The sequence below is a fragment of the Pelomonas sp. Root1237 genome, assembly GCF_001425055.1.
In the GTDB taxonomy this organism is placed as follows: domain Bacteria; phylum Pseudomonadota; class Gammaproteobacteria; order Burkholderiales; family Burkholderiaceae_C; genus Pelomonas.
In genome coordinates this window covers 772,104-793,255 of sequence record NZ_LMDK01000016.1, presented here as the reverse complement: position 1 = coordinate 793,255, position 21,152 = coordinate 772,104, and the positions used below count along the sequence as shown (strand labels likewise).

Annotated in this window: 27 protein-coding genes; 11 read left to right on the top strand and 16 right to left on the bottom strand. The window is 68.8% G+C overall.

Annotation, left to right across the window (positions count from 1 at the left end):
- Positions 1 to 29: 29 nt before the first annotated feature.
- Positions 30 to 281 carry a DUF4212 domain-containing protein gene (locus tag ASC91_RS16405; protein ID WP_056199696.1) on the top strand — a complete coding sequence of 84 codons (252 nt, stop codon included), beginning with the start codon at positions 30 to 32 and terminating at the stop codon, positions 279 to 281.
- Here the strand turns inward: ASC91_RS16405 and ASC91_RS16400 are convergent.
- The gene (locus tag ASC91_RS16400) at positions 262 to 1,050 is read right to left on the bottom strand and encodes an ABC transporter substrate-binding protein (RefSeq protein ID WP_056198670.1); all 789 of its coding nucleotides are present in this window, start codon (positions 1,048 to 1,050) and stop codon (positions 262 to 264) included. The two genes, ASC91_RS16405 and ASC91_RS16400, sit on opposite strands and share 20 nt — an antisense overlap.
- Positions 1,047 to 1,967: an alpha/beta fold hydrolase gene (locus tag ASC91_RS16395; RefSeq protein WP_394326325.1), complete on the bottom strand. Its 921-nt coding sequence runs from the start codon at positions 1,965 to 1,967 to the stop codon at positions 1,047 to 1,049. Before ASC91_RS16395 ends, ASC91_RS16400 begins: the two co-directional genes overlap by 4 nt.
- Positions 1,968 to 1,982: 15 nt before the next feature.
- Here ASC91_RS16395 and ASC91_RS16390 point away from each other — a divergent pair, with 15 nt between their 5' ends.
- Together ASC91_RS16390 and ASC91_RS16385 are read left to right on the top strand one after the other, a co-directional pair.
- On the top strand, positions 1,983 to 2,522 hold the full coding sequence (locus tag ASC91_RS16390) for a GNAT family N-acetyltransferase (protein WP_200955294.1): 540 nt from the start codon (positions 1,983 to 1,985) through the stop codon (positions 2,520 to 2,522).
- A 240-nt stretch (positions 2,523 to 2,762) separates the two neighbouring features.
- Positions 2,763 to 4,592 (top strand): acyl-CoA synthetase, encoded by a 1,830-nt coding sequence (locus tag ASC91_RS16385; protein WP_082532725.1) that lies wholly within the window; start codon positions 2,763 to 2,765, stop codon positions 4,590 to 4,592.
- Here the strand turns inward: ASC91_RS16385 and ASC91_RS16380 are convergent.
- Together ASC91_RS16380 and ASC91_RS29485 are read right to left on the bottom strand one after the other, a co-directional pair.
- Positions 4,530 to 5,162, bottom strand: a complete 633-nt coding sequence (locus ASC91_RS16380; protein ID WP_056198663.1) for a LysE family translocator — start codon at positions 5,160 to 5,162, stop codon at positions 4,530 to 4,532. The two genes, ASC91_RS16385 and ASC91_RS16380, sit on opposite strands and share 63 nt — an antisense overlap.
- A gap of 31 nt (positions 5,163 to 5,193) precedes the next feature.
- On the bottom strand, positions 5,194 to 5,364 hold the full coding sequence (locus ASC91_RS29485; protein ID WP_157281674.1) for a hypothetical protein: 171 nt from the start codon (positions 5,362 to 5,364) through the stop codon (positions 5,194 to 5,196).
- Between the two features lie 237 nt (positions 5,365 to 5,601).
- Here ASC91_RS29485 and ASC91_RS16375 point away from each other — a divergent pair, with 237 nt between their 5' ends.
- Entirely contained in the window at positions 5,602 to 6,060 is a 459-nt protein-coding gene (locus ASC91_RS16375) for a GyrI-like domain-containing protein (RefSeq protein WP_056198660.1), read from the top strand.
- A gap of 100 nt (positions 6,061 to 6,160) precedes the next feature.
- On the opposite strand, the gene ASC91_RS16370 is transcribed toward ASC91_RS16375, so the two are convergent.
- From ASC91_RS16370 to ASC91_RS16355, 4 genes are read right to left on the bottom strand one after another with little or no spacing between them, the layout of a single operon-like run.
- Complete coding sequence (locus tag ASC91_RS16370; protein ID WP_056198658.1) at positions 6,161 to 6,817, bottom strand: hypothetical protein; 657 nt, start codon at positions 6,815 to 6,817, stop codon at positions 6,161 to 6,163.
- A gap of 3 nt (positions 6,818 to 6,820) precedes the next feature.
- Entirely contained in the window at positions 6,821 to 7,540 is a 720-nt protein-coding gene (locus tag ASC91_RS16365) for a hypothetical protein (protein ID WP_056198656.1), read from the bottom strand.
- Positions 7,541 to 7,554: 14 nt separating this feature from the next.
- Positions 7,555 to 7,782 carry a helix-turn-helix transcriptional regulator gene (locus ASC91_RS16360; protein ID WP_056198653.1) on the bottom strand — a complete coding sequence of 76 codons (228 nt, stop codon included), beginning with the start codon at positions 7,780 to 7,782 and terminating at the stop codon, positions 7,555 to 7,557.
- The gene (locus ASC91_RS16355) at positions 7,782 to 8,330 is read right to left on the bottom strand and encodes a DUF2975 domain-containing protein (protein ID WP_056198651.1); all 549 of its coding nucleotides are present in this window, start codon (positions 8,328 to 8,330) and stop codon (positions 7,782 to 7,784) included. The genes ASC91_RS16360 and ASC91_RS16355 overlap by 1 nt, the downstream gene beginning before the upstream one ends.
- An 89-nt stretch (positions 8,331 to 8,419) precedes the next feature.
- Between ASC91_RS16355 and ybaK the strand changes: the two genes are divergently transcribed.
- Genes ybaK through ASC91_RS16330 form a run of 5 tightly spaced genes read left to right on the top strand, consistent with a single transcriptional unit; the run spans position 8,420 to position 10,862 of the window.
- Entirely contained in the window at positions 8,420 to 8,908 is a 489-nt protein-coding gene (gene ybaK, locus ASC91_RS16350; protein ID WP_056198648.1) for a Cys-tRNA(Pro) deacylase, read from the top strand.
- Between the two features lie 36 nt (positions 8,909 to 8,944).
- Positions 8,945 to 9,418 (top strand): MgtC/SapB family protein, encoded by a 474-nt coding sequence (locus ASC91_RS16345; RefSeq protein WP_056198645.1) that lies wholly within the window; start codon positions 8,945 to 8,947, stop codon positions 9,416 to 9,418.
- 56 nt (positions 9,419 to 9,474) lie between these two features.
- Positions 9,475 to 9,807, top strand: a complete 333-nt coding sequence (locus ASC91_RS16340; protein ID WP_056198643.1) for a hypothetical protein — start codon at positions 9,475 to 9,477, stop codon at positions 9,805 to 9,807.
- Positions 9,808 to 9,837: 30 nt separating this feature from the next.
- Positions 9,838 to 10,506: a glycerol-3-phosphate 1-O-acyltransferase PlsY gene (gene plsY, locus ASC91_RS16335; protein WP_056198642.1), complete on the top strand. Its 669-nt coding sequence runs from the start codon at positions 9,838 to 9,840 to the stop codon at positions 10,504 to 10,506.
- A complete protein-coding gene (locus tag ASC91_RS16330; RefSeq protein ID WP_056198641.1) occupies positions 10,503 to 10,862 on the top strand; it encodes a RidA family protein in 360 nt (119 codons plus the stop codon). Before plsY ends, ASC91_RS16330 begins: the two co-directional genes overlap by 4 nt.
- 4 nt (positions 10,863 to 10,866) lie before the next feature.
- Here ASC91_RS16330 and ASC91_RS16325 read toward each other — a convergent pair whose 3' ends face one another.
- Genes ASC91_RS16325 through ASC91_RS16315 form a run of 3 tightly spaced genes read right to left on the bottom strand, consistent with a single transcriptional unit; the run spans position 10,867 to position 14,544 of the window.
- A complete protein-coding gene (locus ASC91_RS16325; protein ID WP_056198640.1) occupies positions 10,867 to 12,882 on the bottom strand; it encodes a DEAD/DEAH box helicase in 2,016 nt (671 codons plus the stop codon).
- A gap of 47 nt (positions 12,883 to 12,929) precedes the next feature.
- The gene (locus tag ASC91_RS16320) at positions 12,930 to 14,171 is read right to left on the bottom strand and encodes a M56 family metallopeptidase (RefSeq protein ID WP_056198638.1); all 1,242 of its coding nucleotides are present in this window, start codon (positions 14,169 to 14,171) and stop codon (positions 12,930 to 12,932) included.
- Entirely contained in the window at positions 14,164 to 14,544 is a 381-nt protein-coding gene (locus ASC91_RS16315; protein ID WP_056198634.1) for a BlaI/MecI/CopY family transcriptional regulator, read from the bottom strand. Before ASC91_RS16315 ends, ASC91_RS16320 begins: the two co-directional genes overlap by 8 nt.
- Before the next feature lie 129 nt (positions 14,545 to 14,673).
- On the opposite strand from ASC91_RS16315, the gene ppk2 reads away from it, so the two are divergent.
- Positions 14,674 to 15,579: a polyphosphate kinase 2 gene (gene ppk2, locus ASC91_RS16310; RefSeq protein ID WP_082532723.1), complete on the top strand. Its 906-nt coding sequence runs from the start codon at positions 14,674 to 14,676 to the stop codon at positions 15,577 to 15,579.
- A 19-nt stretch (positions 15,580 to 15,598) separates the two neighbouring features.
- Positions 15,599 to 15,943 (top strand): glutaredoxin family protein, encoded by a 345-nt coding sequence (locus ASC91_RS16305; protein WP_056198630.1) that lies wholly within the window; start codon positions 15,599 to 15,601, stop codon positions 15,941 to 15,943.
- A 97-nt stretch (positions 15,944 to 16,040) separates the two neighbouring features.
- On the opposite strand, the gene ASC91_RS16300 is transcribed toward ASC91_RS16305, so the two are convergent.
- The 5 genes from ASC91_RS16300 to ASC91_RS16275 form a co-directional block, all read right to left on the bottom strand.
- Entirely contained in the window at positions 16,041 to 16,322 is a 282-nt protein-coding gene (locus ASC91_RS16300; RefSeq protein ID WP_162247802.1) for a hypothetical protein, read from the bottom strand.
- A 208-nt stretch (positions 16,323 to 16,530) separates the two neighbouring features.
- Positions 16,531 to 16,950, bottom strand: coding sequence for a hypothetical protein (locus ASC91_RS29480; protein WP_157281670.1), 420 nt, complete (start codon positions 16,948 to 16,950; stop codon positions 16,531 to 16,533).
- 743 nt (positions 16,951 to 17,693) lie between these two features.
- A complete protein-coding gene (locus ASC91_RS16285) occupies positions 17,694 to 18,329 on the bottom strand; it encodes an L-threonylcarbamoyladenylate synthase (RefSeq protein ID WP_056198614.1) in 636 nt (211 codons plus the stop codon).
- Entirely contained in the window at positions 18,329 to 19,192 is an 864-nt protein-coding gene (locus ASC91_RS16280) for a 3',5'-nucleoside bisphosphate phosphatase (protein ID WP_235532006.1), read from the bottom strand. Before ASC91_RS16280 ends, ASC91_RS16285 begins: the two co-directional genes overlap by 1 nt.
- 105 nt (positions 19,193 to 19,297) lie before the next feature.
- Complete coding sequence (locus ASC91_RS16275; protein WP_056198611.1) at positions 19,298 to 21,112, bottom strand: bifunctional diguanylate cyclase/phosphodiesterase; 1,815 nt, start codon at positions 21,110 to 21,112, stop codon at positions 19,298 to 19,300.
- Between the last annotated feature and the right edge of the window lie 40 nt (positions 21,113 to 21,152).

Sequence of the window (21,152 nt, the reverse complement as noted above, 5' to 3'; positions counted from 1 at the left end):
GGATTTTCTCATGGGTGAGAATGGCCGCCATGACAGCTCCGCTGCGCGACGACTATTGGCGCCGCACCCGCCGCCTGACGGTGTGGTTGCTGCTGGCCTGGGCCATCGTCGGTTTTGCGCCGGTGTTCTTCGCGCGCGAACTCAGCGTCGAGGTGTTCGGCTGGCCGCTGGCCTTCTGGCTGGCCTCGCAGGGTGCGCTGCTGGGCTTTTGCGCCATCGTCATCGTCTACGCGAGACAGATGGACAAGTTGGAGGCCGAGTTCAGCGAGCCTCGGTCCTGAACAGGCGCCGGGCTTCGGCCTCGCCGACATAACGCGCGTAGAGCTGCTGGATCCAGCCTTCGCGCCTCAGCAGGGTGATCTGGGCCTGCAGCAGCTGAACGTCGTCCTCGGTGACGGTGGTGCGGTTCAGGTAAAGGCCGATGGGTTCGGTGCCGGCCTCCGGCAGGTCGACGACGATGCTCTGCGCTGGCAGTGCGCCATCCCGCTTGAGCTTGGCATGGATCATGTTGGGAATGATGGCTGCCTGGATGCGCCCGGCCGTCAGCTTGGCCGCCAGGTTGTTGAAGTCGGGCGAATACTCGGCCTGGCGCGAGGCCAGCAGCGGTGCGATCCGTTCCTCCAGCACATCACCTACGCGCACGCCACGGACGATTCCGAGCTTGAGGTCGGGCCGGCCGACAAAGGCCTCCAGCGAGCGCGGCCCGCGCTCCGACGCGACGATCAGATCCAGTTCCGTGAAGGCATAGGGCAGGAAGTGCCCGACCCGGTCGCGGTCGGCGGCGCGCATGGCCGAGGTCAGCACGTCGATGCTGCCGTGCTCGAAGTCCAGCAGCACGCGCGCACGAGGCGCGTAGCGCAGGGTCAGCTTGCAGCCACTGCGCCGGGCCAGCTCGTCCAGCAGATCGGGCACGACGCCTTGGATATGGCCGTCGCGCAGGAAGGCTGAATAGCCGAGGTCGGAGATGCCGACGCTGAACTCTCGCGAGCAGCCCGCCTGCGCGCCAGTGGCAGCCAGCGCGAGCAGCAACGCGATGGCAGGCTGCCTCATGTCTTCGACAGGAAGGTCTCGAGCACCGCGGCCAGCGCCTCGGGTTGGTCATGATGCAGCATGTGGCCGGCGTCCGGCAGCACGGCCTTCTCCAGCTGTGGCACCAGGGCCAGGCGGGCCTCGAAGTCTTCGCGCGGGTAGCGAGTGCCCCAGAAGCGCGTCAGCTGGTCGTCGCTGCCCTCGACCCACAGCGTGGGCGCGGTGATGCGCTGCCAGCAGGCCAGCACCTCGGCCTTGCGGTAGAGCATGGGATTGGCCAGCTTGTGGGCTGGGTCGGCATTGAGCTGGAAGCCCTCGGGCGTTTCACGCGACCAGTGCTGGGCCAGCCAGGCGGCCTTGTCGGCGGCCAGGCGGGGGTTGTTCTTGCGCAGCCGCTCGGCCACATCGGCCAGCGTCGCATAGGGCCGCAGCGAGGGCGGGTCCTTCAGCTCGTCCAGCCATTTGGCCAGGCGCTCGGGCGAGGCGGCGGGCGAGATGTCGGGCATGCCAAAGCCTTCGAGATTGACGAGGCGACGGATGCGCTGCGGACGAACCCCGGCATAGCTCATGGCCACATTGCCGCCCATGCTGTGGCCCAGCAGGTCCACCGGCGCGCCCGGGCTCAGCGCATCGAGCAGGGCGTCGAGGTCGCCGAGGTAGTCCGGGAACCAGTAGCTGTCGGCACCCGTCGTCGCACTGAGGCCGAAGCCGCGCCAGTCCAGCGCGATGACCTCGCGCTCCTGCTGCAGCGCATCGACGACGAACTGGAAGGACGCGCCGACGTCCATCCAGCCATGCACCATGACCAGGGGCGAGTGGCCGGCCGAGGGCTGGCCCCAGCGCAAGATGTGGTGGCGCAGGCCGCGCAAGCTCAGAAATTCGCTGCGATGGGTGCGGCGCGGGGAATAGACATCGGGCATATCCGCACTGTAGGACACGGCAGTGCACTGACAATGGCCACCATGCCCGCACCCCGCCACGACATCCGCGCCGCCGAGCCGCGCGATCTGAAAGCCATCGTCCAGTTGATCAGCGAGCTCGCCGAGTTCGAGAACCTGACCCATCTGTTGCAAGTCACGCCAGAGAAGCTCGAGCCGCATCTGTTTGGCGATGCTCCCGCGGCCGAGTGCCTGGTTGGCATGGTGGACGGTGAGGTGGTCGCCTTTGCGCTGTTCTATACCAACTTCTCGACCTTCCTGGCCAAGCCCGGCCTCTATCTGGAAGATCTGTATGTGCGCCCAGCCCACCGCCGCAGCGGCCTGGGCAAGGCGCTGATCATCGAGCTGGCCCAGACAGCCTGCGAGCGCGGCTATGGCCGTTTCGACTGGACGGTGCTGGACTGGAATGAGGACGCCATCCGCTTCTATGAAGGCCTGGGCGCCGACGTCATGCCGGAGTGGCGCATCTGCCGCCTGACCGGCGATGCGCTGGAGCGCTATGCCGACGGCGACCGGCCGAGCATGTGGTCGCCGTCCGCCTGGTTGGGCCTCTGAACAGACACTGCCGGTCCGTCTTTTAGGGGCCGAGCGCCGGGCCGCTCCCTAGCCGGCCCCTCTGGCGATGTGCTTGCCGGTCGATCCGGCAAGCATCGCCGTCCCCCTGGGGGACCGACTGGGCGTGCCGCGTCCAGCGGGCAAGACCAGGCGAGGGGCTCCCTGCTCAGTGCAATCCATTAGCCCGGGCATTGCCGGGCTGGCTAGCATTCGCCCCCTTGTCCCAACCGGGGGTGGCCCATGGCGGAAGACCGATACGAGCAGCTGCACGGCGCCTTTCGCTGGCAGGTGCCCCAGGACTTCAACATCGCCGAGGCCTGCTGCGGCCGCTGGGCGCGCGACACGCCCAACGCCACGGCCATTTATTTCGACAGCGAAAGCGGCTGCCGAGCCCACTACAGCTACGCGCAATTGCAGCGGGCCGCCAACCGGCTGTCCAACGCGCTGCTGGACCAGGGTGTACGCCGCGGCCATCGTGTGGCCATCGTGCTGCCGCAGCGCTTCGAGACGGCCGTCGCCCACATCGCGATCCAGCAGATTGGCGCGGTCGCCATGCCACTGTCCATGCTTTTCGGCGCCGAGGCGCTGGAGTACCGGCTGCAGGACAGCGGTGCCGTGCTCGCCATTGCCGCCTGCGAAGCCCTGCCGGCCCTGCGCGAGGTCAAGGCGCGCTGCCCGGCGCTGCGCCGCATCCTGGTCGTGGGCGAATGCCCGGTGGATTGCGACGAGCTGCCGTGGATGCAGGCCCTGCAGGCCGAGGAGGCGCGCTTCAAGCCGGTGGCCACTCAGGCCGACGACCCGGCCATCCTGATCTACACCAGCGGCACCACCGGCAACCCCAAGGGTGCACTGATCCCACAGCGGGCGTTGATCGGCAACCTGACTGGCTTTGTCGCCAGCCAGAACTGGTTCGGCTTCGATCCATTTCCCGATGTCACTGAGACGATCAGGCCCTCTTCCCTGGGGAAGAGGGAGCGGGAGATGGGAGGCGGCAATGAAGGGCCTCGGCCCAGCAAAGGGCTCCAGAAGACGGACGCCGTCTTCTGGAGCCCTGCCGACTGGGCCTGGACCGGCGGGCTGATGGATGCGTTGTTGCCCACGCTCTACTTCGGCCGCCCCATCGTCGCCTGGCAGGGCCGTTTCTCTGCGGCCAAGGCCTTCGAGCTGATGGCGGCCTACGGCGTCACGCATGCCTTCCTGTTCCCGACGGCGCTCAAGGCCATGATGAAGGCCGAGCCTCGCCCGAAGCGCCATGCGCTGAAGCTGCGCGCGCTGATGAGCGCCGGCGAGGCCGTTGGCGACGCGGTGTTCAACTGGTGCCGCGATGCGCTGGGGGTGCCGGTCAACGAGATGTTCGGCCAGACCGAGATGAATTACGTGGTCGGCAACTGCCAGGCCCTGTGGCCGGCCAAGCCCGGCAGCATGGGCCGGGCCTACCCGGGCCACCGCGTGGCGGTCATCGATGATGAGGGCCGGGAATGCGCGCCCGGCGAGACCGGTGAGGTGGCCGTGAACGCGTGTGACCGCCATGGCGCGCCCGACCCGGTCTTCTTCCTCGGCTATTGGAACAACGAGGCCGCGACGAAGGCCAAGTTCACGGGTGACTGGTGCCGCACTGGCGACCTCGCCCGCAGCGACCGGGACGGCACGCTCTGGTACGAAGGCCGGGCGGACGACGTCTTCAAGGCGGCGGGCTATCGCATCGGCCCCGGCGAGATCGAGAACTGCCTGCTCAAGCATGCGGCCGTGGCGAATGCGGCTGTCGTGCCCAAGCCGGATGCCGAGCGCGGCGCGCTGGTGAAGGCCTATGTCGTGCTGGCCGAGGGCCATGCTGGCAGCACCGCGCTGGTGGAGGCCCTGCAGGCCCATGTGAAGGCGCGCCTGGCGCCCTACGAGTACCCCAAGGAGATCGAGTTCATCGACGCGCTGCCGATGACGACGACGGGGAAGGTGCAGCGGCGCGTACTGCGGCTGCGCGAGCAGGAACGGGCCGAAGCTCGATCTGATTTAAGCCGCGCGGTTGCGCAGCCTCAGCAGGCTCAGCCCCAGCAGCACGAACAGCCCGCCTGAGATGCGGTTGAACAGCCGCAGATGTCGCGCCTCGGTCAGGAAGCGGCGCAGCTGGCGGAACAGGCCGACATAAAAGGCGTGGGACACCAGGGCCAGGGCGGTGAACGTGATCGTCAGCAGCACGGTCTGCAGGACCAGGGACTCGCCAGGCACCAGGAACTGCGGGAACAGCGCCGTGAAGAACAGGATGGCCTTGGGGTTGGTGACGGCCACGCCCAGGCCTTGCAGGAAGAGCTTGCCCGGCGTCGTTGGCTGATGGGTAGCGGCCGACGCATCCAGCCGCAGCGGGGCGCTGCGCCATTGCTTGATGCCGAGGTAGATGAGATAGCCCGCGCCGACGATCTTGACGACCAGGAAGGCCGAAGCCGATACCGCCAGCAGCGCGCCCATGCCGGCCGTGGCCGCACCGGACACGACGAAGAGGCCGGCCGCATTGCCCAGCGAACTGAACATCGTGTGGCGCGGCCCGACGGCGACAGAGTTCGAGATCGCGAGCAGCACGCCGGGGCCCGGCGAGAAGCAGGTCAGCAGGGCGACGCCGCAGAACAGCAGCCAGGTCGAGAAGGGCATGGCGGGATCGGGAGATTCAGAGCCGGCCAGTCTAGGGACAAGCGCAAGACCGCGTGCGTTGGTGGTGCAATCGCCAGATCAGCGTCCAGGTCTTGCCGCCGTCGGTGCTGCCTTCCCCGTCCCCATCGAAGCTGTCGGGTTCGATGTCGTAGAAGCGCATGCGCTGGGCCTCGAACTGCTCGCCCGCCGAGTCAGAAATCAAACAGTTCGGCCGGCGCGGCGGCTTGGGCGGGCGAGAGCAGGGCGGCAAACAGGGCAGCGGCGAGGAACTGGCGCATGACAGGTGTGGGCAGTGATGGAGGCACCGGCCTGGGCGTGCAGCGCCGGCAGCGGTGTTGCAGAAATTGCTGCGCGACACCGGTTTGTCGAAAACGATGCCCAGCGTTCGTCGTAGCGTGGGCACCCCCGCGGGCGCCTGTTCGCAACTTCGAGGACCGCCATGCCGCTCCAGATCATTGACCGACCCGCCGTCACCGTCGTGGGCCTGCAGATCCGCACGACGCCGATGTCACCCGATATCCCGGCCCTGTGGCCGCGCTTCGTGGCCCGCATTCCCGAGATCGGGCAGGCCACCGAGGCCAGGACCACCTACGGCGTCATGCACAACCAGTCCGACGCCGGCTTCGACTACCTCGCCTGCGTTGCCGTCGAGCCGTCGGCCGCCGTGCCGGCGGGCATGACGAAGCTGACGTTGCCAGCCGGGCGCTATGCCTTTTTCAGCGTCCCGCTGTCGGGGCTGGGTGAGGGCTTCGGCGACATCTTCGAGCGCCAGCTGCCGGCTTCGGACTATGTCCAGGCCGCCGGTCCGCTGTTCGAGCGCTATGGCCCCGACTTCTGCCCCGATGAGCCCGACTCGCTGGTCGAGGTCTATCTGCCCGTGGCAGCCAAGGGCGGTTGAAGAAGGGAGGGTATGAGGATTGCCGCGGCTGTGCGGCCGCGCAGCCGACCCGTGGCCTGAACTTCGGCCTGAACTTCGCGCAGGCGCTGCGCGATGCCGCTCACTTGCACTTGTAGGGCTTGCCGACCATGCCGATCGCCCGCGGGGCGACGCTGCCGTTGAACTGGTCCATGTCGGCAATGCGTGAGCGGAAGATTTCGACGCAGGTGTTGCCGCGGCGCATGACGGTGCGGCGGTCCCCGAGTGCGCCGACAGCCTGGGAGCGGTTCTCGCCGGTGCTTTCCTCGACCCAGGCGCCTGCCCCGCCGGTGGCGTCAGCGATGCGGTCCTCGAACGTCGGCCGCGCCGTGTTGCTGCGCGGGTCGCTCAGCGCCGGGTTGCGTGCGGCGGCTGACGACGCGGCATAGCCGGGCGGCAGAGTCAAACGCAGCGCCGTGCGTGGCGGCTCGGCCGGTGCCGTGGTGGCAGGAACGGTTTCGGCCGGCGCGGTGGGCGCAGGGATGGCGGCGCCAGGCGCCTCGGTCCTGAAGGGCAGGGGCGCGATGTCGGGAAGCTCGGGCTCCGGCTTGCGCGGCACTGGGGCGATGGACGGCGCAGGCGGCGGCGCCTGCTGCAGGCGTGGCGCCAGCAGGCGCACCGTCGTCACGCGCCGCTCGCCGGGGTGGTGCAGCGGTGGCGGCCGGTGCAGCCACAGCGCGGCCAGCAAGGCCAGGTGCAGCCCGCCAACCAGGCCGCGCGCGATCCAGCGGTGGTTCATGCCTTACAGCTTGACGCTGAGCTTGCTGCTGGCCGGTGGCAGCAGCCGGGCCGCGTCGGGCCAGCTCTCCTGGCCGGTCAGCAATGTGCAGGGGCGGCCCTTCTCGCCGGGCTTGGCGTCTGGGTCGCGCTCGCCCACTGCCTGAGGCAGCGGCAAGCCGAGCAGTTGGCCACTCTCACGCCACTCCAGCTCCCAGGTGGGCGTGGCCGAGCACACGCGCACGGCTTCGATGCGCGGGAACAGCCAGCGCAAGTACCAAGGCAGCAGTTCCTCGCGCAATGTGCGCGCGACGCGCAAGGTCTGGCGCACCTTGGCCATCGTCAGCTGTTCGGGCGGAACGGTCAGCTCGATGGTGCCGCGCACGGCCATCTGGCCCTTGGGCGCGTTGGTCGCGAAGTCGGCCGTCCTGGCCTCGGCCTCGGGCAGCAGGGGCAGGTCGAAGCGGCCCTCGCCGTCGACCGGGATCGGGTGGTCGGCCTCGTCGCTTCGCACCACCATGCGTAGCTCAGGCAGAGGCAGTTTGGTCTTCTCGGCGTCGACCTTGAAGTCCATGCGGAACAGCCCCTCGCCGTGCTTGCTCAGCTTGGTCAGCAGCTCGTTGATGCGCGCATAGGGCAGCACGCTCTTGTCGCGCTTGAGGTCGGTCTGGACGGGCGGCAGGACTTCGGTCTGCGCGTGGGCGGCGCAGGCCGCGAGCAGCAGGCAAGGGATCAGAAAGCGCATGGGCAGGAAGCAGGTCAGGGTTCTTCGGGCGGCTCGGGGCCGGGTTCCCAGGCGAGCAGATCGCCCGGCTGGCATTGCAGGGCGTCGCAGATGCGCGCCAGCGTGTCGAAGCGCACGCCGCGCACCTTACCGCTCTTGAGCAGGGACAGGTTCGCCTCGGTGATGCCCACGCGCTCCGCCAGCTCGCGCGAGCGCATCTTGCGGCGCGCGAGCATGACGTCGAGGGTGACGACGATGGGCATCAGACGAACTCGGCGTTCTCGTCGGCGACTCGCGCGGCTTCGTGCAGCACTTGGGCCAGGGCCAGCAGCAGCAGGCCGAAGAGCAAGGCGAGATAGTGATCACCCGACAGGCCGAACCACAGCTGACGCTCGCCCTTGGGATTGCCCCAGGTCAGGGCGAGGATGGCCAGCGTCTGGCCCAGCGGCTGGGCGGCGGCCAGTGCGCATAAGCCCAGGCCGAGGCGGCGCAGGTGCTGGGCCGGCCGGCGCGCCAGCAACTCGCCCTGGGCGAAGCAGCCGAACAGCGACCACATCTGCCACAGCGCGAACAGGCTTGCCAGCGTGGGCAGCATGGAGGCTGCAAGACCCCACAGCCGCGTGCCCATGTCGAGCTGTATGCGGCTGAGGTTCCAGGTGCGTGCTGCCACGTCAGCCACCCAATCGGCCTCCGCCCAGAAGATGAAGGGCAGGGTGCCGATGACCACGACGCCGAGCAGGCAGAGCAGCCGCACCACCCAGGCCAGGCGGCGGATGCGCCGTAAACCATCGGCAGAAAAGGAGTCGGGCATGGTGGCCTAGGGCAAACACGGAAAACTTACTGTAAAACAATAATTGCTTGCTGTGATGGAGTAAGTTTTACCTCCCCGAGAATGAAGGGATGAGCAAGAAGATCGCCCATGTCAGCGAAACCCCGGCAACCCAGGCGCTGAAGCGTGCCGGCGTCGCCTTCACCGAGCACGTCTACGACTACATCGAGCACGGCGGCACGGCCGAGTCGTCCAAGCAGCTGGGCGTCGAGGAGCACGCCGTCGTGAAGACCCTGGTCATGCAGGACGAGAAGGCCGAGCCGCTGATCGTGCTGATGCACGGCGACCGCACGGTCAGCCTGAAGGAGCTGGCACGGCAGATCCCTTGCAAGAAGGTCGAGCCCTGCAAGCCCGAAGTGGCGCAGCGCCACAGCGGCTACCAGGTCGGCGGCACCTCGCCGTTCGGCGTGCGCAAGGCCATGCCGGTGTTTGTCGAGGCTTCGATCCTGGTGTTGCCGAAGATCTGCATCAACGGCGGCCGGCGCGGCTACCTCGTCGGCATCGAGCCAAAGGTCCTGACCGAGCTGCTGGATGCGCGGCCGGTGACCTGCGCGAACTGAACCGGCGCGGGCGCGCGGCTTGCCTGGCAGGCGGCCATGTGGGCCACCGTCCTCCAGACCCTGCAGTCCGAGTTCTCTGATGCGCCCGATGTGGAGCAGGTCACCCGCCTCACGACGCGGCTGCTGCTCGCGGCGCTGCTGGGTGGTGTGCTCGGTTATGAGCGCGAGCAAAAGGGCAAGGCGGCCGGCATCCGCACACACATGCTGGTGGCCATGGGCGCTGCCTTGTTCGTGCTGGTGCCGCAGCTCGGCGGCATGTCCGTGGCCGACATGAGCCGGGTCATCCAGGGCATCGTCACCGGCATCGGCTTCCTCGGCGCCGGGGCCATCATCAAGCACCGCACCGAGGAAGACACCCAGGGCCTGACGACGGCGGCCGGCATCTGGATGACGGCAGCGATCGGCGTGGCCTGCGGCCTGGGCCGGGAGACGACGGCGCTGATCAGCGCGCTGCTGGCCCTGGTGGTTCTTGCGGTGCTGCCGCGGCTGGTCGGCCGGGGCAGGCGCTGAGCGTTCGCGGTCTCGTCCTACGGGATGCCTGGCGGGCGCTCGCGAAACTGCCTTCGATGTCGACGCGAACCTCCGCCATGAACGGTCGCGAGACGCTGGACCTGGCGTACTCCCAGCTGGAGGCCCTGCTGCCCAGGCGTGCCGCGCGCTGCCTGGCTTGGTTGCACAGCCCCCGGGCGGTGTGGGTGCGCATCCCGGCTGGCCTGCTGTGCATCGCCGCGTCGGTGTTCTGGTTTCTGCCCATCATCGGCATCGAATGGTTGCCGCTGGGACTGCTGTTGCTCGCGGAGGACCTGCCGTTCCTGCGCAAGCCGGTTGGGCGCTTCATCCTGTTCCTGCTGGAGCAGGGGCGGCGGCTGCAGGTCTGGTGGCGGGCCCGGCAGCATTGACATGGCCGGGCTGCACGACAATGCCGCCCCATGCAAACCGTCCTCCCTCTGCTGGCCGCCCTCGTTGGCTACCTTGTCGGCTCGCTGTCCTTTGCCGTCATCGTCAGCCGCGCCATGGGCCTGTCGGACCCGCGCTCCTATGGCTCGGGCAACCCTGGCGCCACCAACGTGCTGCGCTCAGGCAACAAGGCTGCGGCCATCCTGACGCTGGTGTTCGATGCGCTCAAGGGTTATCTCCCCGTGCTGGCCGTGCTGATCTGGGGCCCCAGGTACGGCCTTGGCGAGGGCACGGCGGCGCTGGTGGGCCTGACGGCCTTCCTTGGCCATCTGTGGCCGGTGTTCTTCAGGTTCCAGGGCGGCAAGGGTGTGGCCACGGCGGCCGGCGTCATCTTCGGGCTCAACCCCCTGCTAGGGGTTGCGACGCTGGCGACCTGGCTCATCATTGCCTGGTTCAGCCGCTATTCGTCCCTGGCCGCCATCGTGTCGGCCGCCTTCGCGCCGATGTATCAGTTGCTCATTTGGGAAGCCGGCCCGGCCGCGCTGGCCCTGATCATCATGGGCTTGCTGCTGGTGTGGCGCCACTCGGCCAACATCAAGAAATTGCTGGCCGGCACCGAGAGCAAGCTCGGGCACAAGGCAGAGAAAGCTGTGCCGGCATCGCATCCCGTCAAATCCACCAAGCACCGGAAGAAAGCATGACCGCCTCCACCCCCGTTGAACGTTTCGACATCGGCGCCCGCCTGTCGGAGATGGCCGTGTACAACGGCGTCGCCTATCTGGCCGGCCAGGTGCCCGAGGACGCCAGCGCCGACGCCACCGGCCAGACGGCCCAGGTGCTGGCCGCCATCGACAAGCTGCTGGAGCGCGCCGGTACCGACAAGAGCCGCATCCTGCGCGCCCAGATCTACCTGGCTGACCGCGCCGACTTCCCCGGCATGAACGCCGCCTGGGACGCCTGGGTGTCGGCCGGCCACACGCCGCCGCGCGCCACCGTCATCGCCGGCCTGGCGCGGCCAGAGTGGAAGGTGGAGATCGTCATCACGGCGGCGGTCTGAAGGGCTACGCCGGTGCGCCCTGTGCGCGCCGGCGCCAGAACTCCGCGTCGATCAGCTGCTCCGCCCCGGTGCGTGCGTTGATCAGCCAGAACTGACGCCCGTCGGCGCTGATGCGCGCCACCTCGCCCACCTGCCGCCCGGCGGCCACGCGCCGCCCCAGCGCATTGGCGGGAAAGCCCGGCTCGCGCGCCAGTTCCTGCAGAGGCAGGGCGTCCCGGGTGTCGCCGGCCAAGCGCAGCCGCTGCACCAGCGGCGCCAGCAGCGGGCTGGCCGCATCGGCGGGCGACACGAACAGCACCAGCTTGGCCTGCGCCCGGCTCAGCGCGACGTTGAGCAGGCGCTGTGCCTCGTCGCCGTGCAGGAAGGGCTGGGCGCCATCCGCGGGGTCGAACAGCACCACCGGCGCCTCGCTGCCCTGGGCGCGGTGCACGGTGCTGACCCGCAGCGCCTCCGGCAGGCCGCGCGCACGCAGTCGCTGGCGGATCAGCGCCCGTTGCGCACGGAACGGCGTCAGCACGATCAGCTCCTCGGGCTGCCAGGAGCCGCTGGCCAGCGCACGCTCCACCAACTCGGCAATGGCTTCGGCCGAGTCGCGCCGCACCGGCCCGCGCTCCGCGGCCGACCAGCCGCCATCCGTCTTCAGATGGTGGACATGCACATGCACGTTGGCGCCGATGTCGCCCAAACTGCGTTGGCGAGCAGCCTGCCAGCTGGCCGAAGCCTCGGCGTCTGCCGCCACGCGCAGCGCGCCGTCGTAGAACAGCTGGCTGACCAGCTCGCCGATCGGCGGCGCCATGCGCGACTGTTCGTCCAGCAGCGCGACGGACGGCCCGCGCGGCATCTCCGTAAACGCCGAGCGGCCCAGCCAGCGCCGGGCCAGACGGTCGTCGCTGCGCAGCACCGGCGACAGCTGCTGGGGGTCACCCGCAAACAGCCGGGCGCGGCCCAGCGGCATCAGCACAAGGGCATGCGCCAGGCTCACCTGGCTGGCTTCGTCGAACACCAGCAGGTCGAAGGGCGGTTCGCCATCGGGCTGCAGCTCGCGCAGCGTCTTCAGCGTGAAGGCTGCGCGCGTCGTCGTCATGCTGGCCAGGCGGCAGCGTTGCAGCACCTTCAGCGAAGCGGCGCGCAGCTCGTCGCGCAGTGCGGCGACGCGGTCGGCCCAGGCCTTGAGCGCGAGCGCATCACGGGCTGATGGCCGCTGGCCTTCAGCGCGAGCCAGGCGGGTGATGAGATCGCGGTCCTGCGTCGGGATCAAGTGTTCACGGCCTTCGTAGGCCGTGGCGGCGAAGCGTGTGCCCAGGCGCTGCACTTCGGCGCGCAGGTGCTCGCGGCGGCCCTTGTGCAGGGCCTTGTCGACGGCCAGCGTGGCCTGGTCCACCGCTTGGTTGGTGGTGGACAGCAGCAGCACGCGGGCGTGCGGGTGGCGGTCCAGGTACTCGGCCAGCAGCACGCCCAGCGTCGTCGTTTTGCCCGTGCCCGGTGGTCCCCACAGAAAGCCGCTGCTGTGGCCCGCCAGCGCCAGCGCTGCGCGTTGCGCCGGGCGCAGCCAGCGAAAGGGCTCGCCCGTCAGCGCCGTGCCGCCGCACAGTGGCCGCGGGCGCGACAGGTCGGGCAGGCAGGCCAGCGCCTGCTCGGCCCACGGCGTGTCCCACCAGGCGTCGGCCACCGCATTCAGGAAGCGCGTCGGGTAGAGGCGGATCAGGTGCCCGGCCGGCGGCGGTGGGCCGCTGGCGTTCTGCAGCACGAGCTGGTCGTCCTCGGCCAGCACGGCCAGCACGCTGGCGCCGCCTTTGCTCGGCGCGCCCCACCACGCAGAGGCGCCGTCCAGGCTGTCGTCCAGCAGCGCCTGCGCCGAGGCCACACCCGGCCGCTGGCCCTCGGCGAACACATAGCCCGGCTCCAGCGTCACCCGCCACAGCACGCCGTCGCGCTCGCTGTGTAGCACCTTGAAGTCGTAGTACTCGGGCGTGGCCGAAAGCTCGGCGTTCAGCGCCGCGCGGAGGTCGGCGAGGCTCATTGCAGGGGGGCGGATTCGGGGAGGCGGCACTGTAGCGGCCTCCTCGCTCAGAAGGTATTTTTCGGCGGCTGGAAGTTGGCGGGCAAGGCCGTGGGGGTCAGCTCCAGTGCGAACTTTTCGTCCGAGCCGGCGCGGGTCATCTCGATGCGGGCCTTCTGACCCCAGGCCGACATCACGCTGGGGTGGCCGAGTTCCACGCCCGGCTCGCCATGGCTGATCTGAGTCTTGATGAGCGCCGAGTCGCCGGCCTTTTTCGGCCACAGCGTGATCGATAGCGGCTCCTTCACCCAACCTGGCTCGTCGCCGGCCATGGCTTCGAGCCGCAGCATCACACGCTCGCCGTCGCGGCCGATGACGCGTGCCTCGACGGTCGACTTGTCGCCACCCTGGCTGCGCTCCACCTTCAGCTGCAGCTCGATGAAGCCGGCGCCGGCTGCGGGAGGTGGGCTTTCCGCCGCATAGGCCAGAGTGGAGACGGCGGCCACGCCGGCTGCGAGCAGCAGCGCGCGGCGGCGGTTCAGGGGTAGGGGGCGGTTCAGCATCGCGATCCTTTCGACGAGGGGGTGGGAGCTGCCCCAGCGGCTGGCCAGCGGCGCGCCGTGGGGCGTGAGATCGTGGGCCGTGAGCAGGGCCCGCGTGTAGTCGGCCTGCGCGCCGGGCCGGGCCGCCAGCACGGCGGCATCGCAAGCCAGTTCCTGGTCCGCCTGCATACGGCGCGCGGCCCACCAGGCCAGCGGGTTCCACCAGTGCAGCGCCGTCAGCGCGCAGGCGAGCAGGTTCCAGAGGTTGTCCAGTCGGTCGCGATGCACCTGCTCGTGGGCCAGGATCAGCTCGCGCTCGGCAGGCGAGAAGCGCTGTTCGAAATCGACGGGCAGCGCGACGCGCGGCCGCAGCAAGCCGACGAGGGCGGGGCTGCTGCCGGCCGGCAGTTGTTGGCCCAGGCGCGTCAGCCGCCATTGCCGCCAGAACTGGGTCGCGGCGAAAAGCGATGCGCCGCCCAGCCACAGCGCCAACCAGGCTGCCGCGTGATCCGGCGGCGGCGCTGGCAGCGCAGGCGCGGCCAGCGTCTGGGCGCTGCCCGTGGCCTGCAGCACCACGCGCAGCGGCTCCTGAGCCGGCCGGGGCAGCAGCAGCGTCAGCAACAGCGCCGGCACCAGCAGCCAGGCCGCGTAGGCGCTGCCTGCGCCCAGGCGCCTCAGCAGCAGCGGCCGCAGCGCGGCGATCAGCATGACGCCTACGCTCAGCAACAGAGCCTGCTGCAGCAACACCACCAGCAGCCGCTCACTCATGCCCCTGCTCCTTCAGCAGCGCCTTCAGCGCCGCGATGTCGTCCGCGTTCAGCTTGCGTTCCGACGCGAACTGCGCCACCAGCGGCGCCAGGCGCCCGCCGAACAGCCGGTCGATCAGCGACAGGCCGGTGTCGGCCACCCAGGCGTCCTCGGGTACGGCAGGCGCGTACAGAAAGCGCCGGCCGTCGCGCTCGGCCGTCACGGCGCCCTTGCTCAGCAGCCGGTTCAGCAGCGTCTTCACGGTGGCAAGCTGCCAGCCTTGCCGGGGCCCGAGCACCGCGGCGATCTCGTCGGCGGCCTGGGGAGCGCGCTGCCAAAGCAGGCGCATGACCTGGGCTTCGGCGTCGCTGATGGGGGTGGGTGGCCTGGTCATTGATTACGAGCGTAAACTATGGCGAATGATTACGTGTGTAAACGATGTCGTCAAGCTCCTTGTCACAGTCGCGCCATATCGCCCGCCTAGGCTCGCGGCCTACAGCCGCCGTTGCGGCCGGGAGCCCTCGTGAGCCACATCGAAGACGAACTGGTGAAGCGCATTCACCGCGACCTGCAGGACGATTTCGACGAGGAACTGGAGCTTGAGCTCGAGGACCGAGAACACGGTGTGATGGCCAGCGACGCGCCGGCCGGTGAAGCCATCGAGCGGCGGCGTTACTTCCGCGAGCTGTTCCGCCTGCAGAGCGAACTGGTCAAGCTGCAGGACTGGGTGCAGCACACGGGCCACAAGGTCGTCATCCTGTTCGAGGGCCGCGACGCGGCGGGCAAGGGGGGCGTCATCAAGCGCATCACGCAGCGGCTGAACCCGCGCGTGTGCCGAGTGGCCGCGCTGCCGGCGCCCAACGACCGCGAGCGCACGCAGTGGTACTTCCAGCGCTATGTGTCGCACCTGCCGGCGGCCGGCGAGATCGTGCTGTTCGACCGCAGTTGGTACAACCGCGCCGGTGTCGAGCGCGTGATGGGCTTCTGCACCGACGAGCAGTACGAGGAGTTCTTCCGCTCGGCGCCCGAGTTCGAGCGCATGCTGCAGCGCTCGGGCATCCAGCTCATCAAGTACTGGTTCTCGATCAGCGACGACGAGCAGCGCGTGCGCTTCCTGGGCCGCATCCACGACCCGCTCAAGCAGTGGAAGTTGAGCCCCATGGACCTGGAGTCGCGCCGGCGCTGGGAGGCCTACACCTCGGCCAAGGAGGTGATGCTGGAGCGCACCCACATCCCCGAATCGCCCTGGTGGGTCGTGCCGGCGGACGACAAGAAGCGCGCGCGGCTGAACTGCATCCATCACCTGCTGGGCCAGATGCCCTACCAGGAGGTACCGCACGCCGACATCGATCTGCCCGCGCGCGAACGCCGCGAGGACTACCTGCGCAACCCCGTGCCGGACGACATCATCGTTCCCGAGGTTTATTGAGCCGGTCTAGCATGGGGCCATGAAGTGGCCCCCGCTTTCGCTGCTCGTCGTCGTTGCGCTGACCGCGCTGGCCTCCTGGGCCTGGCGCGGGCATGTTGCAGCGCAGGACGGCGAACTGCTGAAGCAGCGCGCCAGGCCGGGCGATATCCGCATGATCTCGTCCGAGACCTGCCCCTATTGCCTGGCGGCGCGGCGCTGGATGACTCAGGAGGGCGTGCCCTTCAGCGAGTGCTTCATCGAGCGCGATGCCCAGTGCCTGAGCGACTACCAGGCCCTGGGCGCCGTCGGCACGCCGACCCTGGTCGTGCGCGGCCAGCGCGTCATCGGCTTTGACCGGGCACGGCTGAAGGAGATTCTGGAATAGGCCGAGCCGAGTCGGCAGTACTGGCTCAGCAGTACTGGCGACTCGGCTCGACGGTGGTGGGAAAGGACGTCATTCGCATGTTCAGACGGCGCCCGGCTCAGCCGCGCTTTGCGGTGGTCTTGGCGGCAGCCAGGGTCTGGCGGGCCAGCGTGGCTTCGCTGAAGCCGATGACCACGACGCGAGGCAGTTGAGCCACTTCACGCTGGGCGTAGCCGGTCACGACGACGCGCGGCAGCTGGGCGGTCACTTGAGTTTCAGCGCGGACGGCCTTGCCGGTGACGACAACGCGTTCCAGCTTGACGGTGGGCTGCGGGGCGGCCTGGGCGGCAATGGCGGAGAAGGCAAGGACGGTGGCGGTGAAGGCAGTTTGCAGGCTCATGATGGACTCCAGCTTGATCTTCACGTGGTCCTGCCGGGTGCTGTATTGCGTGGCGACAGGTCTGTCTCGTTTTAAAAGGATGATCATGAGCAAGGATTTGGGCAAGAAGGCGGTTGCGCTGATCTGCGTCATCGCGCTGCCGTGGTCGGCAATGCAACGCANCGCCGATGCGCCCAAAGCTGATGCGCGCGTTCGCATGCTGATTCCTTCACGCCGCCGCCCCGTCAGCACCTCGTCGACGTCGGCCAGGAAGGTGTAGACCGTCCAGGGGATGTAGTAGACGCCGGCGCGGCAGCTGGGCGGTCACTTGAGTTTCAGCGCGGACGGCCTTGCCGGTGACGACAACGCGTTCCAGCTTGACGGTGGGCTGCGGGGCGGCCTGGGCGGCAATGGCGGAGAAGGCAAGGACGGTGGCGGTGAAGGCAGTTTGCAGGCTCATGATGGACTCCGTTCGGTGGGTTTCGAACCGCGTGATTGCTTGTTCGATGGAGTCAGTTTCGGCAATGGGAAGCGACTCTTCCACGGGCCTGCGATCAAGCGCGAGCCACGTTGGATGAACTGCAAGCGGGGCGGACAAACTGCGGAAAATACGGTCGATCGTCGGTGCAGGCGTGTCGGCAGCCCCCATGCAGAAGCCGCCCTTGGGCGGCTTGTCGATGTCTGGCGCGAGGTTTGCAAAACGCGCGAGGCCCCGATGGGGCCCCGTGGTTGGGTGCAAAGCCCTGAGGGCCGAGCCGAGTCGGCAGTACTGGCTCAGCAGTACTGGCGACTCGGCTCGACGGCGGTGGAAAAAGACGTCATTCGCATGTTCAGACGGCGCCCGGCTCAGCCGCGCTTTGCGGTGGTCTTGGCGGCAGCCAGGGTCTGGCGGGCCAGGGTGGCTTCGCTGTAGCCGACGATCACGACGCGAGGCAGTTGAGCCACTTCACGCTGGGCGTGGCCGGTCACGACGACGCGCGGCAGCTGGGCGATCACTTGAGTTTCAGCGCGGACGGCCTTGCCGGTGACGACAACGCGTTCCAGCTTGACGGTGGGCTGCGGGGCGGCCTGGGCGGCAATGGCGGAGAAGNTCACTTGAGTTTCAGCGCGGACGGCCTTGCCGGTGACGACAACGCGTTCCAGCTTGACGGTGGGCTGCGGGGCGGCCTGGGCGGCAATGGCGGAGAAGGCAAGGACGGCGGCGGTGAAGGCAGTTTGCAGGCTCATGATGGACTCCGTTCGGTGGGTTTCGAACCGCGTGATTGCTTGTTCGATGGAGTCAGTTTCGGCAATGAGCCCGCGCCCTTCCAGGCCGCTGCGATCAAGCGCGAGAGCCGCCGGATGAAATGCAGGCGCGGCGGATGAACTGCGGGGAAATCCCGCGCAGCGGCATCAGTCCAGTTGCAGGCCCAGCCGGCCCAACTCGCCGCGCCCCTGGCGCACCAGCACGGGCTCGTCGCCCTGGCTCAGGTCCAGCACCGTGGTCGGCTGGGCCGGGCAGGCGCCGGCGTCCAGCACGAACTGGAGTTGGCGGTCCAGCCGGGCGCAGACGTCGGCGGCGTCGTTCATCGGCTCGGTCTCGCCGGGCGGAATCAGCGTCGTCGACAGCAGCGGTTCGCCGAACAGGGCCAGCAGCTCCTGGAGGACCTTGTGCTCTGGCACCCGCAGGCCGATGGTGCGCCGGCTCGGGTGGGAGAGCCGGCGCGGCACTTCCTTGGTGGCCGGCAGGATGAAGGTGTAGGCGCCGGGCGTGGCGAGCTTGAGGAGCCGGTACTGGCGGTTGTCCACCATCGCGTAGGTGGCCAGCTCCGACAGGTCGCGGCACAGCAGCGTCAGGTGGTGCTTGTCATCCACGCCGCGCACGCGGCGCAGGGCTTCGGCTGCACCCTTGTCGTTGAGGTGGCAGACAAAGGCATAGCTGGAGTCGGTCGGCACGGCACCGATGCCGCCGGCCTGCAGCATCTGCGCGCATTGGCGCAGGAAGCGCGGCTGGGGGTTGTCGGGGTGGACTTCGAAGAGCTGGGCCATCAGTGATGAATCCGACCAGCCAGTTCAGCCCACACCGGTGTCAGCTTGGCCGGCAGCGGTGGCAGCGTGCCCAGGTCGATGCGGCTTTCCTCGGGGCAGTGGAAGTCCGAGCCGCGGGAGGCCAGCAGGCCGAACTCGATGGCTGTATCGGCGTATTGAACGAACTCCGCCGGCGTGTGGCTGCCGGTGACCACCTCGATGCCACGCCCGCCGTGAGCCATGAACTCGGTGATCAGTGCGTATTCTTCCGTCGGCGTGAAACCATAGCGGCCCGGATGGGCGATGACGGCGATGCCGCCGGCGCGGCTGATCCAGCCGACTGCGTCCTTGAGCGCGGCCCATTTGTGCGGCACGAAGCCGGGCTTGCCCTCCGTCAGGAAGCGGCGGAACACCTCGGGGATGTCGCTGCAATGGCCGGCATCGACGAGAAAGCGCGCGAAATGGGTGCGCGAGATCAGGTCAGGGTTGCCGACGTACTTCAGCGCGCCCTCGAAGGCGCCGTGGATGCCCACCTCGGCCAGGCCGGCAGCCATTTCCCGGGCGCGCGGTTCGCGGCCGCCGCGGGTGGCACGCAACCCCTCGATGATCTCGGGCGCCTCATGGTCGAAGCCCAGGCCGACGATGTGCACGACGCGGCCGGCGAAGCTGACCGAGATCTCGGTGCCGGTCAGGTAGGCCAGGCCGTTCGCCCGTGCCGCGGCGATGGCGCGGGTCTGGCCGCCGATCTCGTCGTGGTCGGTCAGCGACCACAGCGCCACGCCGCCCGCCTTGGCTCGTTCGGCCAGGGCCTCGGGCGTCAGCGTCCCATCCGAAATCACGGAATGGCAGTGCAGGTCGGCGTTCAGGGTGGGGTCGAGGTTCACCGCGCCATTGTAGGAAGCGCTTCTCACCCCTCCTGCTCAAGCGGCCTTCCGGTGGCCCTGACCCTGACGTGAGCGCAAGCGCAAGTTGCTGGTGGCGGAAAAAGCTCAGGCCGCGAGCAGGGCGCGCTGCGGCGTGCGGCGGTCGACAAAAAAGCGGCTGCCGCCGGCGCGCCCTTTGGCGACGCGCTTGGGTTCGGCCAGGGCGGCGCTCAGCGCGTGGGCGCTGTCGAAACTGCCGGGCAGATGCAGTACCGCGCCGGCCGAGATGGTGGGCAGCGGGTGGAAGCTGGGCTGGTTCTGCCGGTTCAGCGTGATGTAGCCACCAGCGGTCAGGTGTTCGGCGGAGAAGAAACTGCGCACGCCGGCATCGAAGGCCTGGCAGACGCGGGTGAGCCTGTCCTCCCAGTCGGTGCTGCCCAGCACCATGACGAAATCGTCGCCGCCGATGTGGCCGACGAAGTCCAGCTGCGGATCGGCCGCCTGGGTCAGCACGCGGGCGGCCAGGCGGATGATGTCGTCGCCGATGCGGTAGCCGTAGACGTCGTTGAAGGGCTTGAAGTGGTCGATGTCCCAGACGACGGCGGCAAAGGTTTCACTGGCCTCGATGAGGCGGTCCAGGTGGTTGTCGATGGGCACATTGCCAGGCAGCAGCGTCAGCGGGTTGGCATAGCGCGCCGAATGCACCTGCAGGTCGGACACGGCCTTGAGCAGGTCGGAGCTGCGGCCCGAGCCGAGGTAGCAGCCGTCGCGCGTGACGATGAAGCCGTCGACGAGCAGCCGTTCGTCGAGGTTGGCCATGGCGTCGCTCATTGCGCGCAGCGGCGTGCTGACGTCAAACACGAGCGGGTTGGGGTCCATCAGCTCGACGCAGCTGCGCTTGTCGAAGATGTCCATGAAATAGCGCTCGGTGCTGCGCTTGAGCACATGCAGGGAGCGCAGCACGCCAATCGGCCGCTGCTGGGCGTCCAGCACGGGGATGGCGAGCAGTTGCTCGTCACGGTGGAAGAGGTCGACGATGCTGCGGCAGTTGGTCTCGGGCGTGACCGTCAGGCCGCGACGCGCCAGCTGGGCGGCACTGGTGATGGCGCCCTGGGTCAGCGGCAACGCGAGGTCGTTCTGCAGCAGGCGCGGCTGGGCGTCAGCGGCCAGTCGGCCGCTCCATTGGGCGCTCAGGCTGGCGCGCGGCGTCGCGCTCGGGCGAGCGAACAGATAGCCCTGGCAGATGGTCAGCCCCAACCGGCGCAGCACGTCCAGGTCGGGCTCCTGCTCCAGACCCTCGGCGACCACTTCGCAGCCGCTGGTGGCGGCCATCTCGACGATGGAGCGCACGAACTGCTGCTTCAGCGGCTCCTGGGCGATGCCGTCGATGAAGTGGCGGTCGATCTTGACGAAGTCCGGCCGCATCTCCATCCAGCGGCGCAGCGAGGCGAAGCCCTCGCCGAGGTCATCCAGCGCCACACGAAAGCCGAGGTCGCGCAGCGCCTGCAGCGCATCGTCGAGCTGGGCCAGGTCCTCGATGGGGCGGGTTTCGGTGAGCTCGATGACGACGCGCGAGGTCGGCAGGCCGAGTTCGGCCAGCTCGGCCGCCAGCAGGCCGGCATGCTCACGCGCGCCGAGCAGGGTGTCGGCTGTCACGTTCAGGAAGAGCTGGCCCGGCAGCCCCAGGGCCTTGAAGCGCTGGATGGCGCGGCGAATGATGAGGTGTTCCAGCTCGACGAGGCGGCCCAGCCGGGCGGCGGCCTCGAACAGCACCAGGGGCGAATGCAGCGGGCCGTCGGCAGGCGCGCGGGTCAGTGCCTCGAAACCAAAGATGTCAGCCCTGTCGATGGCGACCAGGGGCTGGAAGTGAATGTCAAAACTGCGCTGCTCGATCAGGCGATCGAGAGCATCGGCAAGGGGATCGGGCGCGGTGGCGCGCATGAGGAGGCTCCGGGCTGGCTGGCCGGGCGGATTCTTGAAA

Coding starts and splice junctions, on each gene's coding strand:
- ASC91_RS16275 (WP_056198611.1), bottom strand. CDS start 21,112: ATGCGCGCCACCGCGCCCGATCCCCTTGCCGATGCTCTCGATCGCCTG.
- ybaK (WP_056198648.1), top strand. CDS start 8,420: ATGAGCAAGAAGATCGCCCATGTCAGCGAAACCCCGGCAACCCAGGCG.
- ASC91_RS16370 (WP_056198658.1), bottom strand. CDS start 6,817: ATGAACCACCGCTGGATCGCGCGCGGCCTGGTTGGCGGGCTGCACCTG.
- ASC91_RS16380 (WP_056198663.1), bottom strand. CDS start 5,162: ATGCCCTTCTCGACCTGGCTGCTGTTCTGCGGCGTCGCCCTGCTGACC.
- ASC91_RS16330 (WP_056198641.1), top strand. CDS start 10,503: ATGACCGCCTCCACCCCCGTTGAACGTTTCGACATCGGCGCCCGCCTG.
- ASC91_RS16305 (WP_056198630.1), top strand. CDS start 15,599: ATGAAGTGGCCCCCGCTTTCGCTGCTCGTCGTCGTTGCGCTGACCGCG.
- ASC91_RS16365 (WP_056198656.1), bottom strand. CDS start 7,540: ATGCGCTTTCTGATCCCTTGCCTGCTGCTCGCGGCCTGCGCCGCCCAC.
- ASC91_RS16360 (WP_056198653.1), bottom strand. CDS start 7,782: ATGCCCATCGTCGTCACCCTCGACGTCATGCTCGCGCGCCGCAAGATG.
- ASC91_RS16355 (WP_056198651.1), bottom strand. CDS start 8,330: ATGCCCGACTCCTTTTCTGCCGATGGTTTACGGCGCATCCGCCGCCTG.
- ASC91_RS16315 (WP_056198634.1), bottom strand. CDS start 14,544: ATGACCAGGCCACCCACCCCCATCAGCGACGCCGAAGCCCAGGTCATG.
- ASC91_RS16385 (WP_082532725.1), top strand. CDS start 2,763: ATGGCGGAAGACCGATACGAGCAGCTGCACGGCGCCTTTCGCTGGCAG.
- plsY (WP_056198642.1), top strand. CDS start 9,838: ATGCAAACCGTCCTCCCTCTGCTGGCCGCCCTCGTTGGCTACCTTGTC.
- ASC91_RS16405 (WP_056199696.1), top strand. CDS start 30: ATGACAGCTCCGCTGCGCGACGACTATTGGCGCCGCACCCGCCGCCTG.
- ASC91_RS16390 (WP_200955294.1), top strand. CDS start 1,983: ATGGCCACCATGCCCGCACCCCGCCACGACATCCGCGCCGCCGAGCCG.
- ASC91_RS16340 (WP_056198643.1), top strand. CDS start 9,475: ATGTCGACGCGAACCTCCGCCATGAACGGTCGCGAGACGCTGGACCTG.
- ASC91_RS16320 (WP_056198638.1), bottom strand. CDS start 14,171: ATGAGTGAGCGGCTGCTGGTGGTGTTGCTGCAGCAGGCTCTGTTGCTG.
- ASC91_RS16375 (WP_056198660.1), top strand. CDS start 5,602: ATGCCGCTCCAGATCATTGACCGACCCGCCGTCACCGTCGTGGGCCTG.
- ASC91_RS16325 (WP_056198640.1), bottom strand. CDS start 12,882: ATGAGCCTCGCCGACCTCCGCGCGGCGCTGAACGCCGAGCTTTCGGCC.
- ASC91_RS16300 (WP_162247802.1), bottom strand. CDS start 16,322: ATGAGCCTGCAAACTGCCTTCACCGCCACCGTCCTTGCCTTCTCCGCC.
- ASC91_RS16285 (WP_056198614.1), bottom strand. CDS start 18,329: ATGGCCCAGCTCTTCGAAGTCCACCCCGACAACCCCCAGCCGCGCTTC.
- ASC91_RS16345 (WP_056198645.1), top strand. CDS start 8,945: ATGTGGGCCACCGTCCTCCAGACCCTGCAGTCCGAGTTCTCTGATGCG.
- ASC91_RS29480 (WP_157281670.1), bottom strand. CDS start 16,950: ATGGGGGCTGCCGACACGCCTGCACCGACGATCGACCGTATTTTCCGC.
- ASC91_RS16400 (WP_056198670.1), bottom strand. CDS start 1,050: ATGAGGCAGCCTGCCATCGCGTTGCTGCTCGCGCTGGCTGCCACTGGC.